The sequence below is a fragment of the Nonlabens sp. Asnod3-H03 genome (assembly GCF_045063665.1).
GTDB lineage: Bacteria > Bacteroidota > Bacteroidia > Flavobacteriales > Flavobacteriaceae > Nonlabens > Nonlabens ulvanivorans.
This window is the reverse complement of sequence record NZ_JBEFOD010000008.1, coordinates 1654456-1672901: the sequence shown is the minus strand read 5'-3', so window position 1 is coordinate 1672901 and position 18446 is coordinate 1654456. Positions and strand designations below refer to the sequence as shown.

The following is an 18446-nucleotide window of genomic DNA, read 5'->3' as shown; positions in this document are numbered from 1 at the left end:
AGTTATACAGTTAGGGAGATGACTGCCATAGAGCATATTCCGGCAAATAATACGATTTTAAGAATCATACTCAACAGTGTGAATTGAGCTGTTTTTTCAGAACTCCATAGCCTTAACATCACATACATAAGTGGTGCAATAATGATAAATACAAAGTAGAATAGTGCTATTTGATTTTGATAAAGGTAATTATAGATGTACCACACAAATAAGGCTATCACGCCTAATAGAAAAATACTTACAACTCGTGCAGCTCTTATTCTGCCTATGGCAATCGCTAGCGTATTTCTACCACCAGAATGATCTCCATTAATATCCTCGCAATCTTTTACCCATTCACGAGCTAGATTTATTAAAAATGCACCAGTGGCAAAATCAAATAATATCTTTAACATGACTTGTTGCGCACTTTGATTTACCGGTGTTATCACTGGATATAATTCAAAGATTCCAGTAATCATAATCACTAATCCCACTAATATTGAAATCAACAGGTTGCCTAACAATAACATACTTTTTAAGGTAGTTGCATAGATGTAAAGTACAAAGGCTATAAAAACAAAAACAGTGGCCATGATAGGTTTATCAAGACTGTTTGAAAGAACAAAACCAGCAATAACCGCTATAATCGTTAATACACCATAGATGGTAAACGCATTATTCTCGCTAATTACTTTGCCTACTAGAACTTTTTCAGGTTTATTGACTTTATCGATTTCTACATCTTGTATATCATTAATAACATTACCACCAGCGGTTAATAATGCGGTCGATAGAATAAGTAATGTAAGTTGCCACCAGTTTAAAGCGAGATCAACACCAGACGGATTTAAAATAGCATAAACGATGACCAATTGTGTAAGTATGGTCATCAAAACATTAGGCCAGCGAATTAATTTAAGAAATGTAAGCATTGTCATTATAATAGTAGAAAGTGTATAATCTATTTAAGATGATTGAATATTCTTTCCACCAGCCACATGCCATTTTCCTTGTACTTTGAGAACCTGCTCTATGACATCACGCACACAACCATCACCACCATGCTTGTGTGATATATAATCGCTTACAGCTTTAACTTCGGCAATGGCATCTTGTGGGCAAGTTCCTAGGCCTACAAACTCGATAGCCTCGACATCTGGCATATCATCACCCATGTAAAGCATTTGTTCGGGTTTTAAATCATGTGCAGCAGCATATTGATGAAGGTATTTCATTTTATCATGCGCATCTAGAAATACATCTTTAACGCCTAGACCTTCTAACCTAGACTTTACTCCATTATTACGGCCACCAGTAATAATACAAACATTAAAACCTTGCTGTAGCGCAGTTTTAATTGCATAACCATCTTTGGCATTCATCGTTCTTAATAACTCGCCACTTTCTGATATTAACATTCTACCATCGGTAAGTACGCCATCTACATCAAAGAAGAAGGTTGTAATCTCGTGTAATAATTCTTTATAACTAATTGCCATAGGTGTTTTTAATTGATTGTGTAATCGCGTCATACATATTGCGATCATTAGATTTTAAAGCTTCAAGATGTCTCGCAATGGTTTGCACATCGTTACGTCTTGCAGGACCTGTTTGCGCCTCATATGGGCTTATTTCTTGTGCTTTTGCAAGCGTTTCATTCATTAAAGGATATAGTAAAGAAGCATCAATATTAGCTTCATTTAAAATTTCATCGGCTTTTGTATAACAGTGGTTGACAAAGTTATTCATATAAACGGCAGCGATGTGTAAACGTCCACGTTGTTGTGAATTAAGATATGTAAGCTTGCTAGACAACTGATTGCCTAATTTCTCCAATCCTTCTTGAGCAATACTGTTATTAAACTCGACACAGATAGGCAATTCTTCAAAGTTCATTTCTCTAGACTTACTGAAACTTTGTGGTATATAAAAAACACCGTGATTAACATGGTTAGATACAGCCTGCATTGCAACGCTACCACTGGTATGAGCAACAATGGCGTTACTGTTAATAGTAGTACTTACATTAACAATGTGATCATCTGGTGTTGCGATAATAACCAGATCTGCTTTAGGAAGAGCCTTAATAGAGTAGAGAAGTGGTGCCTTTAGAGTATCTATACACATAGCGCTCGTGTTGTAGTAACCTATTAATTTTAGGGTATTTTTAACGTTCGTGTTTTTTGCTTTCGCGAAAGCGGAATCATTATTAACGTATTGATTTTCAATAGCCTTACATAGATTTAAACCTAGGTTACCAGTACCGATTACAATTATCTCCATCATGTTGTAAAAATACAAACTGTGGAACGACCTACAAGCTAGGTGAAACGGGTTTTGTAAAGTATCTTTGCAAACTGTAAAACAGCGCTATGAAAGACCACTGGATTGTCAAGTTACTCTTCTCTACTAGAACCATGACTTTTTTATTATTTGCATTTGCGTTGAGCATGGCGGTAGGTACATGGATAGAACATATTTATGACACACCTACTTCAAAAAAGTGGATTTATAACGCATGGTGGTTTAGTGCAATGATGTTCTTATTGGTGCTCAATTTTATAGGGAATATAAAGCGTTATCAATTATTACAGTGGAAAAAGTGGGCAACGCTAACTTTACATTTATCATGGATACTTATCATTATAGGAGCTGGTATTACACGTTATATTTCTTTTGAAGGAATGATGTTGATACGTGAAGGAAATACAGAAGAGGCTTTTTATTCTGATGAAACTTATATGAGTGTGATCATGCAAGGAATGAGTCCAGATGGGCAAGAAATGCAGCGTGAGATAAAGGATAAGATGTTAATCACACCATACGATTATGATTACTCTTTAAATGAAGAGTTTTATGATAAAGACATTTCCATAACAATCGACACATTGATTTTTGATGCTGTAGAAGGTTTAATACCTAGTGAAGATGGAAAAGAACGTTATCTTAAAATTGTAGAAGCCGGACAAGGAACACGTCATGATCACTTATTGAAAGATGGTGAAAAGGCTTTAATACACAATACACTTTTTGGAGTTAATTTAGATCCAGAACTAGCAGCAGCAGAGGACATTGTCAATATTGTAGAAAACTGGAATGGTTATACTATTCAAACTCCTTTTGAAGGTCAGTTCATGCGTATGGCAGATCAGATGCAAGGAGAAGTTTTTAAAGATAGTATTCAGACTTTAAATTTAAGATCTCTATATACTTTAGGGAATATGCAGTTTGTGATTCCAGAACCGATTACAGCTGGTAACGTTGGTATTATTAAATCACCTGAGCCTACTGCGGCAAAAGCTTATGGTATAAAGGCAACGGTAACATCTGGTGGTGATAGTAAGAGAATAGAAATGCTAGGTGGAAAAGGTATAGTGTCTGATTATGTAGATGTTGAAGTTAATGGAGTGAATCTTTACATTAAGTATGGTTCTATCATGCGTGAACTTCCATTTTCTATCACTCTTGAGGATTTTATAGCAGATAAGCATCCTGGTACCGAGAAGGCGTATGCCGCTTTTGAGAGTAAAGTTTTAGTAAACGACGATAATGGGAGTACCTCAGAACGTATTTATATGAACAACGTTTTAGATAAAGAAGGATATCGATTTTTTCAAGCAGGATTTGATCCTGACGAACTAGGAACTCACTTATCTGTTAATTATGATTTTTGGGGTAAGACTGTGACTTATGCTGGTTATTATCTTTTATATCTAGGATTACTAGCCCTATTATTTGATCCTAATACTCGATTTGGTGAATTAGGACGATTGATAAAACGTGTTAATAAAAGAAAAGCCAAATTGAATATCACCGCTGTTCTCATCTTATTGATGTCTACTTTTAGCTTTGCCCAAGATGGACATGAAGGTCACGATCACGCTCCTGGAGAACATCAAGAGGTAACGGCTACAAACACTAAATTAAGACAAACGCCAGTATCTAGGTTGGATAGCATCATTGTTGCTAATATGATACCGCAAGAACAGGCAGATAAGTTTGGTGAAGTGATTATACAGGATAATGGTCGTATGAAGCCTATTAGTACACTAGCTTCTGAATTATTGCGTAAGATATCAGAGCGTGATTATTATGAAGCAACGGTAGGAGATAGTGTTGTGCGTCTATCGCCAGAACAGACTTTGTTAAGTATGATGCAGTTTGGTAACCTATGGTATGAGGTTCCATTGATTAGATTAAAAAGAGGTAATGATTCTATCAGAGATATTTTAGGTATAGATCGTTCTAGAAAATATGCTGCTGGTATGGACTTTTTTAGATCTCCAGACGGTGAGTTTATAGCTTTCAAACTTGCACCATATCTAGATGAAGCAAATCAGTCGGATCGCAAAAATGCTTTTCAAAAAGATTTTATCGATGTTAACTCAAACCTAGGAATACTAGATCAGGTGGTTTCTAGTTCTATGATTAGAATATTTCCTAAACCTAATGATCCTATCAATAAATGGTATTCTTATCCAGAATTGAATGATGCAGGATTTAAATCTACTGACTCTGTACTAACTAAACAGTTTATACCAGCATATCTTCAAACATTGAGATATGGAAAGGTAAAAGGAGATTATACCGAGGCCGATCAAGTATTAGCAAGTCTTAATCGTTTTCAAAAAGCATATGGAGGCGAGGTGATGCCTAGCGAGAATAAAATTAAAGCTGAAATCCTCTATAACAAATATGATGTTTTTAGAAACCTTTACATGTGGTATGCATGGTTTGGTGTTTTCTTAATCATTCTACTGGTTTCTGAAATTTTAATGAAGAAACCGTTGAAAGAATTACGATACGCTATTCAATTTCATAAAGTAGTGATTATTGGACTGTTTGTCGTTCACATGGCAGGTTTAGTTACTAGATGGTATATCAGTGGTCACGCACCATGGTCTGATGCATATGAGTCTTTGCTGTATGTAGCTTGGGCAATCATGCTATTCGGTTTGCTATTAGGTCGTAAGAGCGAATTAACGATGGCAGCGGCAGCTTTTGTGGTAGCTATAGTATTATGGGTTGCACATTTAAACTGGTTAGATCCAGATGTGGCAAACATACAACCAGTCCTAGATAGTTATTGGTTGATGATACATGTTGCTGTTATTGTGGCTAGTTATGGACCATTTGCTTTAGGAATGATTTTAGGAATTATCACTTTTATACTTATGATTTTTTCAAATGATAAGAATAAAAAGCGCATGGATTTAAATATTAAGCAACTTACTTATATCAATGAAGCAGCCATTACCATAGGATTAATAATGCTCACCATAGGTAACTTTTTAGGTGGTATGTGGGCAAATGAAAGTTGGGGACGTTACTGGGGCTGGGATCCTAAAGAGACCTGGGCGCTTATTAGCATCTTTGTTTATGCCATTGTACTCCACTTAAGATTAGTACCAGGACTAAAAAGTAGGTGGACATTTAATTTGTGGTCTATCCTTGCTTTTCTATCGATTTTAATGACTTATTTCGGTGTGAATTTCTACTTATCTGGCTTACATAGTTATGCTAGTGGAGATCAAGTCTTGTCTTTAAAATATGTTGGATACTTCTTAATATTTGTTGCTGCCATCGGTATACCAGCTTATATAAAAGAAAAGAAAGTCTTTAAAAAGAAGGATCGAGAAGAATAATCCTTGAATGAAACTATGCATAAAAAAAGCCTCATCATTAACGATGAGGCTTTTTTTATATATTACTTTTTGTAAGAGTTCCGTTTCTCCTCTTTTTCACGTTGTGTTTTACGCTGAATTTGAAAGCCTTTTAAAAACTTACGTAAGTATTGATCATTTAAGTATTTATACTTAGCATGTGTTTTTTTTCTAAAGAAAGCACTTAGTTCTGTTTCACTTATTTCGACATCTGCCTTTTTCCAGATATAAATTAATTCATCTGACTTAAAGTTAAAAGCAATTTTAAGTTTACGCAGAATCGTATTGTTGTCCAGAACCATTTCTGCTTCAGGAGTAACGCCATCTTTTTTACCACGATAATTAACAATCACACCATTGAGAAAGGTCGCTAGATTAACATCTACAACTTCTTTAAAATCTACATCTTCTTCCTTTTTAAGCCAGTCACTTACTTCAGCACGTGTAACTGGTGCGCCACCTTTTGCATAAGTATCAATCATTGCATCATCACTCAAATTGAGTATAAATCGCAAGCGTCTTAAAATGTCATTATTGTCCATAAAATGTTATTGGATTGCAAAGGTAAGGATAGTGTTGTGTTGTTACGCTTTCGCGAAAGCGTATTTATCTAGCATAAAAAAACCGAGAAAAATATCTCGGTTTCAATAATTATTTTAATACTTTAATTAAAAACTATAGTCGTGGAAACCTTTGATATTAATACCACCAGTGAAATTAGCATCAAAAAAGAAAAATATTTCTGTACTGTCTAATATATGTTTGGTGATATGTATAGTCCCACTTTCCAATTGTGCCTTGTTTCCAGAGGCATCTATATAATAACCGCTAAAATCTCCAAGACCTGAGGAAAGATCATAAGAACCAGTTCTAACATTCAGAGGAACTCTTATAACCAATAAGTAATCACCATTATTGTTAAAAGCAATGGCTTCATAGATATCAACGTCTGTTTCGCGTAAGATAACTTCACTATCTAAACGTTTATCAAAATTAGGAGTATTATTAATGATAATCTCATCGTTTGTAAGTCCCAAACTACTACTAACTTCATCAAAATCAAATACATTATTAAAGGAACCATTAGAAACAATCGCTGTATTAATTATAGGATTACCACTACTGTCTGTATCTATACCACCATTTGCATCCAGTTGCTCTCTGCTCAAGGTTCCACTAAACGTACCACTATAAGTTAAATTTGTAGGGTCTTGTGATATATTTAATACACCAATATCACTGCTTGCAACTCCAATTATGTAACGATCTTGAACTGGAAAGTCATCATCAAAAAATCGCATAGTTTGTTCTCCATTAGGTAACGTTATTGGAAAATTAAAAGCACCTGGTGTGAAATCATCTATATTAAATATTACACTTTGATCATCAGCAATAAAATCATTTATCTCTAAACTTAAACTAGGTGAACTGGCTCCTTGTACCCTTAAATCTATAGAAACAGGAGTTGCAGGAATCCCATCAGCATCAAAATTAAAATTAGTATTGAGAGCGTTATAAGTTTGACCTGTTTTTAAAGGGTCAACCATTAGATATGGTAAACAAAATTCGCCCATGGTGATTGCAATTACATTATTAGAATCATCATCATCAATAACATTTGCTTCAAAAGTACCACTCGCTGATCTAGATGACAAATCCACATTAATATCTAATACTCCTGACTCACCTGATTCAGGAATTAATCCATTAAGTGATATTGAATCATGTGTCCTATCATCTGCCTCGAAATATCTAATTTCTACAATCCTTAATGCGCCACTTGTACCGACCGTGTATGTTCCAGTAGTAGGAGTATTTGTAGTAATTGCAAGTTGTCTTCCTGTCAACGGATCTCTACCGACTAATGTGTTAATGGCAATGAAATTATTGAATTCTTCCAAATAAAATTCTGTTGCCTCAAAAAATTGGCCATTAATCTCTGCTCTAAAGAAATAATTACCACAAGTACCTGTTCCTCCATTTCCATTTCCATTTCCGTTTCCATTTCCATTTCCGTTTCCAGAACCATTGGGATTGAGACCTGGGTCGATGGGTTCAATGTTATCAGAACAGGAAATAACTAGAGTAATTGCAAATAAGGCTAATAATAATTTTTTCATTAAAATAATTTTAGAAGTGTAAATATAGGAGTAAAGTAAGTAAAAAACTACATCAAATTAAATCTAAGCATTCATCTATTTATCCTAATATCTCAATAATCTGATCTGCAAGTTCAGTTCCTATACGGTCTTGAGCTTCATTAGTCGCAGCACCGATGTGCGGACTTAAAGATAGATTAGAATTCATAAGTAAGACCATTTCTGGTTGTGGTTCTTTTTCAAAAGTATCGAGTGCGGCAAATGAAATATGCTCAGATTCCAATGCGTTTACAAGTGCCACCTCATCTATAACACCACCACGAGCTGCATTTATAATAGCAGCGCCTTTTTTCATTTGATTAAATTCTAGCTCGCCAATTACGTAATCTTTTTGAGCAGGAACATGTAAAGTGACAAAGTCTGATTGTGCTAGCAATTCTTCTTTACTAACTAATGGAATCTCTACAGAAACGGTTTGTCCGTCAAATAATTCCCAAGAAACGGTAGGAGCAGTGTCTGCATAAGAATCATGAGCCACAACTTTCATTCCTACACCAGCAGCAATTTTAGCAACTTCTTGACCTATACGACCTATTCCTATAATACCGAGAGTTCTACCACGTAGTTCAGAACCTTTTGCATATTGTTTTTTCAATCCTTTAAAATTCGTATCTCCTTCTAGAGGCATATTGCGGTTACTGTCGTAAAGGAAACGGACACCACCATAAAGGTGAGCAAAAACTAACTCAGCCACACTGGCGCTACTTGCAGCTGGTGTATTGATAACCTTTAAGCCTTTCTCACGTGCATATTCTACATCGATGTTATCCATTCCTACACCGCCACGACCTATAATCTTAAGGCTAGGGCAGTTATCTATAAGTTCTTTGCGAGCTGTCGTTGCTGATCGCACTAACAATACTGCAATTTCATGTTTATTGATATAACTTTCTAGTTGATCTTGTGCTACGTTGGTAGTAATCACCTCATAACCAGCTGCTGTTAACTTGTCTATTCCGCTTTGTGAAACTCCATCGTTTGCTAATACTTTTTTGCTCATCTTAATTGTATTGTCTATTGTCAGTTAATCAATAACTGTAGTTTTTAATTAGGTTTTATACTACTCTTTATTTCTATGAGATTCGTGATAAAATTTTATCAGTAAATCTCCCTTTACGCATCTATAAAATCTGTACTGCTTATGCCTTTTTTTCTAATTCTTTCATTACATCTACTAGCACTTGAACACTTTCTAAAGGTAATGCATTGTACATACTCGCTCTATAACCGCCTACAGATCTATGACCGTTAAGGCCGCTTATGTTTGCTGCATTCCATAAGTTATCAAATGCTTCTTTATGAGCCTCATCTTTTAGAGAGAAAGTAGCATTCATATTAGAACGATCTTCTACAGCTGCAAATCCTTGGAATAGTTCATTACGATCTATTTCACCATAAATTAATGCTGCTTTTTCATTGTTAGCTTTTTCTATGGCATCAATTCCTCCATTATTTTTCAACCATTCTAGGGTTAACATGCTTACATATATAGGAAATACAGGTGGCGTGTTAAACATAGAATCTTTACTGATATGTGTTTTATAGTTTAACATAGAAGGAATGTGACGTGTCACTTTTCCTAAAAGATCCTCATTAACTACTACTAATGTAGCACCAGCTGGTCCCATATTTTTTTGAGCTCCTGCATAAATCAAATCAAACTTCGTAAAATCTAGTTGACGAGAGAAAATGTCACTACTCATGTCGCAAACTAGAGGAATATCAACTTGAGGAACTGTTTTTAATTGTGTGCCAAAGATGGTATTATTGCTAGTGATATGAAAATAATCTGCATCAGTAGGCACCTGATAATCCTTAGGTATAAAATTATAATTAGCATCTTTAGAAGAAGCTACTTCTATAATATCACCAAAAGCTTTAGCTTCTTTAATAGCTTTATCTGACCAAGTTCCTGTATTTAAATAAGCTGCCTTTTTCTCTAATAAGTTATAAGCAGTCATTAAAAACTGCATACTTGCTCCACCACCTAAAAAGAGTGCTTTATAGCCTTTATTAGTAAGGCCTAAGTGCTCTAATGCCAGTGATTGAGCCTTTTCCATAACAGCAACAAAGTCTTTACTACGATGCGATATCTCAAGAATACTAAGGCCGTTAAAGTCTAAAACCGCTTTTGAAGCTTGTTGAAATACGTCTTGTGGTAGAATACATGGTCCTGCCGAAAAATTATGGATTTTCATAATTGAGAGTTTACGATATTTACAAAAATGCAAATTATCAACCCAAAGCACGTTAGAAAATCAATAAATGATTAAGATAATGTCAACAAGAAATCAACCGTATCCACACCATCTGCATAATCGTTTAACATAGGACATTGTGTTGTGCCAAAATCTACCACAGCTGGAGCAGTTAAATTTCCAAGATTTGCTTTAATTGTTTGTGCAGCTTTTCCTTGAGCAACTACACATTGTAGCTTATCAGCGTCGTTTTTGATTTGGTCTGCCACATCACTGATATCATCATAAAAACTGTACCCTAAAGAAGCTATTGGTGAACTATAACTCTCATTTTCTTCCTTAATTAATAAGAATTCATTGTCCAATAAATCAAATTCACTCATTAGATAAACAGCTTTGTTATAGTCATAGTTGTTGACATACTTTTCGTTCTTTATCAAGTGTTGCTGTTTAAACATACCGTTAAAGAATAAATCAAAGTTGTATCCACGTGGCACCATTAAATGACTAACGCTACGACATCCTAAACCAAAGTAATTGAACACATCTTCACTTAAAGCCTCCATGTGATTAATAGTTTCAGAACCGGTAAGCACAGCAATACTATTTCTGTTTTTACGTATAATATTAGGTTTAGAACCAAAATAATACTCAAAATAACGAGCCGTATTGTCGCTTCCAGTGGCAATTACAGCATCATAGCCCGTAAGTCGACCATCATTATAGCTGTAAGATGGTGATAATTCTGGTAAATGATCTGTCGCAAGTTGCAATAACATAGGAGTTAACACATCATCATTACTACTATTTTTAATCATGGCATGGTGACCTGTAATAATTACAGATAACACATCATGAAATCCTACTAATGGTAAATTACCTGCTGTGATAATGGCAACCGTTCTCGGTGAAATATTTTTAAGATGGTATGGTGCAGTCCATATTTTAAGAGCATCTTCAGTGAGAGCTAGAGACCATTGCTCAAAGGCATGATTTAGATTTTCATCTGTAAACCATGAGTTTTTAGCCTGTGCTTTATAAAAAGCAGCTTCAATTCTAGTCGTTGCGTCTGTAGGCTCCTTTTTTAAATAGGAGGTAAGTAGAGATCCCGCTTTCGCGAAAGCGGAAATTCTATCATTTAACGTGGTATTAATTGCCAGTGAGTTCAATGGGCATTATTTTTGCACAAAAGTAAATAAAACAGCTATGGCAATCATCATAACAGACGAATGTATTAACTGCGGTGCTTGTGAACCTGAGTGTCCTAATACCGCAATCTATGAAGCAGCAGACGACTGGCGCTATGCAGATGGTACAGATCTAGATGGAAATGTAGTTCTTCCTAATGGAAAAGAAGTAGATTCTAATCAGACTCAAGAACCTGTAAGTGACGAGTTTTATTATATCGTACCAGATAAATGTACAGAGTGTGTAGGTTTTCATGAGGAGCCACAATGTGCGGCAGTATGTCCTGTAGATTGTTGTGTGCCAGATGATAACCATGTGGAAGATGAAACAACTCTTAGAGCAAAACAGGCGTTTATGCACAAAGAATAAATTTATTATTTGATATAATTAAGGCCATAAGTTCTATAAACTAGAAGTTGTGGCCTTTTTTTATAGCTGTTACGCAACTATTATAATTACTTTGCATCTATTGTAAAATAGGAAACATGAAATATTTAATATGCTTAAGCCTTATAGTATTATTAATTTCTTGCGAGGCCAGAATTGATAATAATAAAAGAGCATTGTTTTCTACAACTGTTGTAGATGGAGCTAATAATCCTGTTGAGAATGTAGAAGTCGTTGTGTATAGCGGATTTTATTCTTATGATTTTCAATCCAGTAGCTTTACTAAATTTAGTCCTGCAGATGAGGATTTTATTCTAGGTTCTGGTATTACTGATTCTAATGGTGATGTTTCTTTTTTAATGCTTGTTAATACAGATGAGCAAACCAGTTTTAGTCTTACATCTACAGATTATCCTAGACGTAACATAAGTATTAGTAATGGAAATTATGCCGGTACGTTAGATTATAATATTCCAACTCAGACATTGAAACAGTCGGCCGTGGTCAACTTAAGTTTCTCAAACACAACTGCCGTGACAGAGGTTTTTAATGCTTCAATATTTTTTGAATCATTAAACTGTTCCCAGTTTACAGAAGAAGGAATTACAACTGAGGTTGTATGTGAAGATCGAGAGTTTTTACCTTTTAATCAGTCGTCTAGCGATACATTTATCGATATTGAAACGGTTTATCCTTCTATAATGACGGTTGAATATGAAGATGCTACAGGTGCTTTAATTACAGAGCAATTTATGGTTACTAATGCAACAGAGAATTATGTCGTTCAATTTTAGATTCTTAATTATTGCAATAACTCTATTGCTTTCTAATAGCATGTTTGCACAAACAGATTCAATATCTGATCCAGAAAGTAGTCGGTTAAGAAGAAATGTGACTGATCTTTTTATACAGCGAGGTACGCCTATGGGTGATAATTATATAGGTAATGGATTAAGCGGTGGTTTAGGCTTTGGTATTCGTACACAGGCATATCTTTATAAAGGTCTTTATATCGGTGCAGCATTATCTAATGATTTTATGAAAGTTAACGATATGGATATCGTTGGTAATTATGATAGAGCTACAAAATTTAACGTATACCTGTTTGCAGGATATGATTACCGCTTTACAGATTTATGGCATGTTACTGGAGACATAGGGATAGGATACAGCCAGAATAAGAATCGTCAAACAACAGCTCAAGGCGGCGCAAAATTTAGAGATAGTGGAACTCTATTCAGGTTTACAACGAGTATTGAATATGAGTTTACTCCAGCGATATCTGTATTTGCTAGTCCTAGCTTTGAAATGGTAGATTATAAAATAGCGACAGCACCAGCTTTAAGTAATACTTTTAATAGCGGTAATTACTTTAATGTTGCGATAGGAGTAAGAATTAGTGATAATATAGCAAGTATCGACCGATTAAAAAGAGATATCGATAGGATAGAGGCGATACCTGAAGATCAACGTGGTGGAGTACAGCGTATCCGTTTAAAGATTTATAAAAAACGTCTCGCTAGAAGATTAGCGAGAAAAAATTAAATCACGGTAAAGTAATATGCTATTAGTATCATGAACAAATATCCCGATGCTAGATAATAGCAAATGGTAGAAAGATTTTTGTTTGATTCACGCTTTAAATAACCAAAGGTAAAGAGAGTTATAGCAGGTCCTAAAATGATGATACTAGCAATTATAATAGCTAATGGACCAACGGGTGAATGAATGAGTAGCATATTTTAATATCTGAATAGAATTAATATTCTAATTTAGGCTTTCTAAAATTATTCAGACTATGCGATTTTTTTACTTATTTCTTTTTATAAACGCTTTTATCTTACAAGCTCAAGAATTAACAGGACAACAATTGCTAGATAAGGCGATCCAACATCATGATCCTGATGGGAACTGGCGAACGTTTCAAGATTATTTTCAAGTAACTATGACTACTCCTGGGAATCCTGATCGTGTAAGTAATATTGATATAAACCTACCAGCTGAGCGATTTGCATTAGTGGTCAACCGTGATAGTATTACAACCTCATATGTAGTAGAAAAAGGTGATGCTACCGTACTCAAGATAGATGAGAAGAAACCAATGGCTCAACTAGAAACCACTTTTAAAGATGAAGAACGAGCGTTATTTATGCAAAACTATTACACTTATCTCTACGGCTTACCTATGAAGCTAGAAGATCCAGGAACTTTTATAACAAATCAAGTAGAACGTAAAAGCTTTAAAGGTAAAGAATACCTAGTCCTTGAAGTGATGTATGATGAAAATGTAGGTAGCGACGTGTGGTACTTTTATTTTGACCCTACGACCTATAAAATGGAAATATATCAGTTTTTCAAGCGTGATCAAAAAGGTGATATCGATAGAACTAGTGGTGAATACATTATTCTAACTGAAAATTATGAAACCAGCGGAATCAATATGCCTAAAGTGCGCCAATGGTATTATAATAAAGATGATAAGTTCTTGGGGACTGATGTGATAACGAATTAAAATAAAATAGTAACGCCAAAAAGGAACAATAATGCTCCTGCAAAGGAAAACACAAAATCTAAAGTTCTAATTTTTCTTCCGTTTTGATGCTGTCCCAAACGATTACCAGGTCCAGTAATGATTAAATCATCTTTATATATGAATCGATTTAATAGATTAAATAAATGATAAGAAATTAACATGGCTGGTAAGAACAAGAGTGTACTTAAATATGTTCCTCCAATTCTATCAAAAAAGATGGATTCATTTTTGAAACTTACATAAATAATAATTTGAATTATAGAAAATACAATAAAGCTTGTTACAATAAAAGGTTGTTTTAATTTTTTGTAAAATAATCCATAAAGCATAAATGACCATCCGATACCAAATGCAACAAATAATTTGTGAATGACCGCAATAGGCAAAAGAGCATAATAATATGTTACAAAAAGTAACAAACCAGATAATAGATAAAGAAGCACTACTATTTTATCCCATATCGTAATAATGGTTCCAAGTCCTTTCAATTTAATCCTCCATCAACAACCCTAAAATATCAATTGCTGCATCACTGATTTTAGTACCAGGACCAAAGACAGCAGCTACTCCAGCGTCAAATAAATACTGGTAATCTTTGCGTGGAATCACACCACCAACGACGATCATTATGTCTTCACGCCCATATTTTTTGAGCTCTTCCATTACTTGAGGAACAAGGGTTTTATGTCCTGCAGCTAAAGAGCTTACGCCTAACACATGCACATCGTTTTCTACAGCCTGTTTTGCAGCTTCGGCTGGTGTTTGAAACAGTGGACCTATGTCTACGTCAAAGCCTACATCAGCATAACCAGTAGCGACTACTTTTGCTCCACGATCATGTCCATCTTGTCCCATTTTGGCAATCATGATTCTAGGGCGGCGACCTTCTTTTTGAGCAAATTGGTCAGCTAGTTGTTGCGCTTTCGCGAAAGCAGGATCATTCATAATCTCTTTTTTATAAACACCTTGAACACTTTTTATTTGTGCACGATATCTTCCATAAACGCTCTCCAAAGCATCTGATATTTCACCGAGAGTAGCACGTTCTTGAGCAGCTATAACAGCGAGTTCTAGTAAGTTGCCATTCTTGCTTCTTGCACAATCTGTAAGATTTTCAAGCGCTTTCTGAACCTTTTCGGTATTTCGAGAAGCTCTTATCTCTTTTAAACGATTGACTTGTTCAATGCGCACGGCAGCATTATCAACTTCTAGCGTATCAATCAGATCTTCATCTGGACTTGGGTATTTATTAACGCCTACGATGGTGTCTATACCGCTATCTATGCGCGCTTGCTTCTTAGCAGCAGCTTCTTCAATACGCATTTTAGGAATTCCGGCTTCAATCGCCTTGGTCATTCCGCCTAGTTCTTCTACCTCTTCTATAAGTTCCCAGGCTTTATGAGCGATATCGTTAGTTAGAGACTCGACGTAATAAGAACCAGCCCAAGGATCTACTGTTTTAGTAATTCCAGTTTCTTCTTGTAAGAACAACTGTGTATTACGAGCTATGCGTGCGCTGAAGTCTGTAGGCAAAGCAATAGCTTCATCTAGTGCGTTGGTGTGTAGGCTTTGTGTACCACCAAAGGCGGCCGCAGCAGCTTCAATAGTCGTACGCGCCACGTTATTAAAAGGATCTTGTTCTGTAAGCGACCAACCAGATGTCTGGCAATGTGTTCTTAAAGCTAGAGACTTAGCGTTTTTAGGATTAAACTGTTGAATCATTTTAGCCCATAACATGCGTGCAGCACGCATTTTGGCTATTTCCATAAAGTGATTCATTCCTATGGCCCAGAAAAACGATAGTCTAGGAGCAAAGGTGTCGATGTCCATTCCGGCAGCAAGCCCTTTACGCACGTATTCCAATCCATCTGCTAGCGTGTAGGCAAGTTCTATATCACTAGTCGCACCAGCTTCATACATGTGATAACCCGATATAGAAATCGAGTTGAATTTAGGCATGTTTTTGCTCGTGTATTCAAAGATGTCAGAGATAATCTGCATACTAGGCGATGGCGGATAGATATAAGTATTACGCACCATAAATTCCTTTAAAATGTCGTTTTGTATTGTTCCACTTAATAAAGCAGGATCTACGCCTTGCTCCATAGCAGCAACGATGTAAAATGCCATGATAGGTAACACAGCACCATTCATGGTCATAGAAACAGACATTTTATCTAATGGTATTCCATCAAAAAGAACTTTCATGTCTTCAACACTATCGATTGCAACACCAGCTTTTCCTACATCACCAACGACACGATCATGGTCAGAATCATAACCTCTGTGAGTTGCTAGATCAAAGGCAACAGAAAGTCCTTTCTGCCCAGCAGCAAGATTACGTCTATAGAACGCATTAGACTCTGTAGCACTTGAGAAACCAGCATATTGGCGAACGGTCCATGGACGACGCACGTACATTGTAGAATAAGGACCACGTAAATTAGGCGCAAGTCCAGCTACAAAATTTAAATGTTCTAAATGTTCAGTATCTTCTTTAGAATAGTACCTTTTGATATCAATTCCTTCAGATGTTTCATAAACTGGTAAATCAGCTTTTTGAGAAGAAGCAAAATTAAAATCGGCTTTTACTTGAGATATATCTTTTCTTTTCATTACAACTGTGCTTTTTCAATAGACTCGGCTAGTCGAGTAGGAACAATAGGAGCTATAAGAGTCTTACGAGGATTTGCTTTTACAAATGGGTATAATTCATACTCCTTCTGTAGTGGTAAATCTGCATTTGGATATTTATTGACACCAACGAGAATTTTTTTACCATTGCCTAAGTCACTTAATTCTTGTGCCGCACTTTCTTTTATTTTGCGTTGTATCGTGCCATCAAATAACGATTGTACAAAACCACCGCCATTTTCAATCATTTTAAAAAGCTCTAAGGCTTTTTCTGTAAGTTGTTTTGTTAGCGTATCGATATAGTAAGAACCATCTGCTGCATTATTTATTTTTTCTAAATAAGCTTCATCTTTTAAGATGCGTAGTTGGTTGCGAGCTATACGATCTCCAAACTCATTTTCTTTATTAAAGAACGCGTCATAAGATAAATTATATACGGTATCTGCGCCTCCTAAGACGGCACTCATACATTCTGTCGTGGTGCGTAATAAGTTGACATTATAGTCAAGTAAAGATTTATTTCGGAGACTTGGACTCGCTGTGATATAGCATTTTAAGTCTACACTATAGAGGTTACCTATAGCTTTGGTTATTAACCGATATGCTCTATATTTTGCAATTTCCATAAAGTAATTATTACCTATGGTAGTGTCTATGTTGATTCTTTTTTCTGCTTTCGCGAAAGCGTCATAAACACCTGCATCATGCTCTTTACTGGTATCGCAATAGTGATTTAAATACTCGTTTAAATGTGCTGCATAGTAGCCTAATTCTTGAGTGGTAGTAGCACCAGTATTTTGATATAAACTCGTGTTTACTGTAAACTGAGAAAAGTATCCTGAGAATGATTTAATGAACTCAGCATAGTTGTAATGATCCTTTTTAGAATCATTAAACCAGTTTCCATCACTTGCTAATTGATTGATAATATCAATATGTACGTAAGCTTTAGGATTGATATCATGTACCTGTTTTATGTAATCCAAGTCCATAAATTGTGGATGGATTTGAATTCCATATTCCGGTAATCCTTTAAGTAAAACCGTTGGGTCAATTTCTTTATTAGGGATAACAAAAAGTACACCTTCACTACCACGATTTAATACGTCTTTTGCTTTCTTGTTTGCTGCCGTAGCATTACCAGCATAGATTCTTTGAGAAATAAACCAGTTATCTGTGGCACGAGCAGGAATATTTAATTGTGGAGCACTGTCACTGTGATATATCGGTTTAATATCGATTCCAGTATTTGTTTTAGTGACTAGTGTCTCGTTATAATCTGCACCTTTAAGGTCCATCTGGATTTTTTGTTTCCAGGCTGTTTCTGAGACAGGTTCAAAATCTTCAAACAATCGATTACTCATTTGTGTCTTTTTTTAGGGAATCTGCGTGTTGTATGATAAACACTTCTTCATTTTCTCTTTTCATTAAATACCGTTCACGAGCAAATTTTTCAATGCCAGCGCTATCTTTTAATGCCTTAATTCTATTTTGATCCTTCTGGATACCTCGTTTATAGAAATCAACATTTTGTTCTTTTTCTACGATTTGTTGGTCCAGTTCTCTATGGGAAGTAAGCCAAGCGTTTGCATCTAAGAACAAAATCCATATCACAAATATGATACTGATAAGTACGTACTTATTAGTAAAAACTTTCCAATATTTATTCTGTTTTAACTGATTCCACTTCATTATGTGAAAT

Annotated in this window: 17 protein-coding genes; 5 read left to right on the top strand and 12 right to left on the bottom strand. The window is 35.4% G+C overall.

Features of this window, described 5'->3' with window-relative positions; genetic code table 11:
• Window positions 1–2: 2 nt before the first annotated feature.
• The 3 genes from ACJJVI_RS10730 to ACJJVI_RS10720 are packed head-to-tail and all read right to left on the bottom strand — an operon-like array spanning window position 3 to window position 2268.
• Window positions 3–914 carry a geranylgeranylglycerol-phosphate geranylgeranyltransferase gene (locus ACJJVI_RS10730; protein WP_405351893.1) on the bottom strand — a complete coding sequence of 304 codons (912 nt, stop codon included), beginning with the start codon at window positions 912–914 and terminating at the stop codon, window positions 3–5.
• Window positions 915–947: 33 nt separating this feature from the next.
• Complete coding sequence (locus tag ACJJVI_RS10725) at window positions 948–1481, bottom strand: HAD family hydrolase (protein WP_036579222.1); 534 nt, start codon at window positions 1479–1481, stop codon at window positions 948–950.
• Window positions 1471–2268, bottom strand: a complete 798-nt coding sequence (locus ACJJVI_RS10720) for a Rossmann-like and DUF2520 domain-containing protein (protein ID WP_405351891.1) — start codon at window positions 2266–2268, stop codon at window positions 1471–1473. Before ACJJVI_RS10720 ends, ACJJVI_RS10725 begins: the two co-directional genes overlap by 11 nt.
• Window positions 2269–2354: 86 nt before the next feature.
• Here ACJJVI_RS10720 and ccsA point away from each other — a divergent pair, with 86 nt between their 5' ends.
• Window positions 2355–5627 (top strand): cytochrome c biogenesis protein CcsA, encoded by a 3273-nt coding sequence (gene ccsA / locus ACJJVI_RS10715; protein ID WP_405351890.1) that lies wholly within the window; start codon window positions 2355–2357, stop codon window positions 5625–5627.
• A gap of 62 nt (window positions 5628–5689) precedes the next feature.
• Here ccsA and ACJJVI_RS10710 read toward each other — a convergent pair whose 3' ends face one another.
• The 5 genes from ACJJVI_RS10710 to ACJJVI_RS10690 all read right to left on the bottom strand — a co-directional run bounded on the left by ACJJVI_RS10710 (window position 5690) and on the right by ACJJVI_RS10690 (window position 11171).
• Complete coding sequence (locus ACJJVI_RS10710) at window positions 5690–6187, bottom strand: DUF1456 family protein (protein ID WP_036579216.1); 498 nt, start codon at window positions 6185–6187, stop codon at window positions 5690–5692.
• Between the two features lie 126 nt (window positions 6188–6313).
• Entirely contained in the window at window positions 6314–7765 is a 1452-nt protein-coding gene (locus ACJJVI_RS10705) for a hypothetical protein (RefSeq protein ID WP_405351888.1), read from the bottom strand.
• A 79-nt stretch (window positions 7766–7844) separates the two neighbouring features.
• Window positions 7845–8804 carry a D-2-hydroxyacid dehydrogenase gene (locus tag ACJJVI_RS10700; protein WP_405351887.1) on the bottom strand — a complete coding sequence of 320 codons (960 nt, stop codon included), beginning with the start codon at window positions 8802–8804 and terminating at the stop codon, window positions 7845–7847.
• A 139-nt stretch (window positions 8805–8943) separates the two neighbouring features.
• The gene (gene serC, locus ACJJVI_RS10695) at window positions 8944–10002 is read right to left on the bottom strand and encodes a 3-phosphoserine/phosphohydroxythreonine transaminase (RefSeq protein WP_405351885.1); all 1059 of its coding nucleotides are present in this window, start codon (window positions 10000–10002) and stop codon (window positions 8944–8946) included.
• A gap of 71 nt (window positions 10003–10073) precedes the next feature.
• Entirely contained in the window at window positions 10074–11171 is a 1098-nt protein-coding gene (locus tag ACJJVI_RS10690) for an acyl-CoA reductase (protein ID WP_405351884.1), read from the bottom strand.
• 37 nt (window positions 11172–11208) lie between these two features.
• On the opposite strand from ACJJVI_RS10690, the gene ACJJVI_RS10685 reads away from it, so the two are divergent.
• The 4 genes from ACJJVI_RS10685 to ACJJVI_RS10670 all read left to right on the top strand — a co-directional run bounded on the left by ACJJVI_RS10685 (window position 11209) and on the right by ACJJVI_RS10670 (window position 14089).
• Complete coding sequence (locus ACJJVI_RS10685; RefSeq protein ID WP_036579206.1) at window positions 11209–11559, top strand: 4Fe-4S binding protein; 351 nt, start codon at window positions 11209–11211, stop codon at window positions 11557–11559.
• Window positions 11560–11675: 116 nt separating this feature from the next.
• Window positions 11676–12371 carry a hypothetical protein gene (locus ACJJVI_RS10680; protein ID WP_405351882.1) on the top strand — a complete coding sequence of 232 codons (696 nt, stop codon included), beginning with the start codon at window positions 11676–11678 and terminating at the stop codon, window positions 12369–12371.
• Window positions 12355–13122, top strand: a complete 768-nt coding sequence (locus ACJJVI_RS10675) for a hypothetical protein (RefSeq protein WP_405351881.1) — start codon at window positions 12355–12357, stop codon at window positions 13120–13122. Before ACJJVI_RS10680 ends, ACJJVI_RS10675 begins: the two co-directional genes overlap by 17 nt.
• Before the next feature lie 253 nt (window positions 13123–13375).
• Window positions 13376–14089 (top strand): DUF6503 family protein, encoded by a 714-nt coding sequence (locus tag ACJJVI_RS10670; RefSeq protein ID WP_405351879.1) that lies wholly within the window; start codon window positions 13376–13378, stop codon window positions 14087–14089.
• Here the strand turns inward: ACJJVI_RS10670 and ACJJVI_RS10665 are convergent.
• Genes ACJJVI_RS10665 through ACJJVI_RS10650 form a run of 4 tightly spaced genes read right to left on the bottom strand, consistent with a single transcriptional unit; the run spans window position 14086 to window position 18436 of the window.
• Window positions 14086–14598: a hypothetical protein gene (locus ACJJVI_RS10665; protein WP_042249200.1), complete on the bottom strand. Its 513-nt coding sequence runs from the start codon at window positions 14596–14598 to the stop codon at window positions 14086–14088. The genes ACJJVI_RS10670 and ACJJVI_RS10665 overlap by 4 nt on opposite strands.
• Window position 14599: 1 nt before the next feature.
• Complete coding sequence (gene scpA, locus ACJJVI_RS10660; protein ID WP_152557957.1) at window positions 14600–16726, bottom strand: methylmalonyl-CoA mutase; 2127 nt, start codon at window positions 16724–16726, stop codon at window positions 14600–14602.
• Window positions 16726–18108: a methylmalonyl-CoA mutase subunit beta gene (locus ACJJVI_RS10655; RefSeq protein WP_405351877.1), complete on the bottom strand. Its 1383-nt coding sequence runs from the start codon at window positions 18106–18108 to the stop codon at window positions 16726–16728. Before ACJJVI_RS10655 ends, scpA begins: the two co-directional genes overlap by 1 nt.
• Entirely contained in the window at window positions 18101–18436 is a 336-nt protein-coding gene (locus ACJJVI_RS10650; protein ID WP_042249206.1) for a septum formation initiator family protein, read from the bottom strand. Before ACJJVI_RS10650 ends, ACJJVI_RS10655 begins: the two co-directional genes overlap by 8 nt.
• Window positions 18437–18446 lie beyond the last annotated feature (10 nt).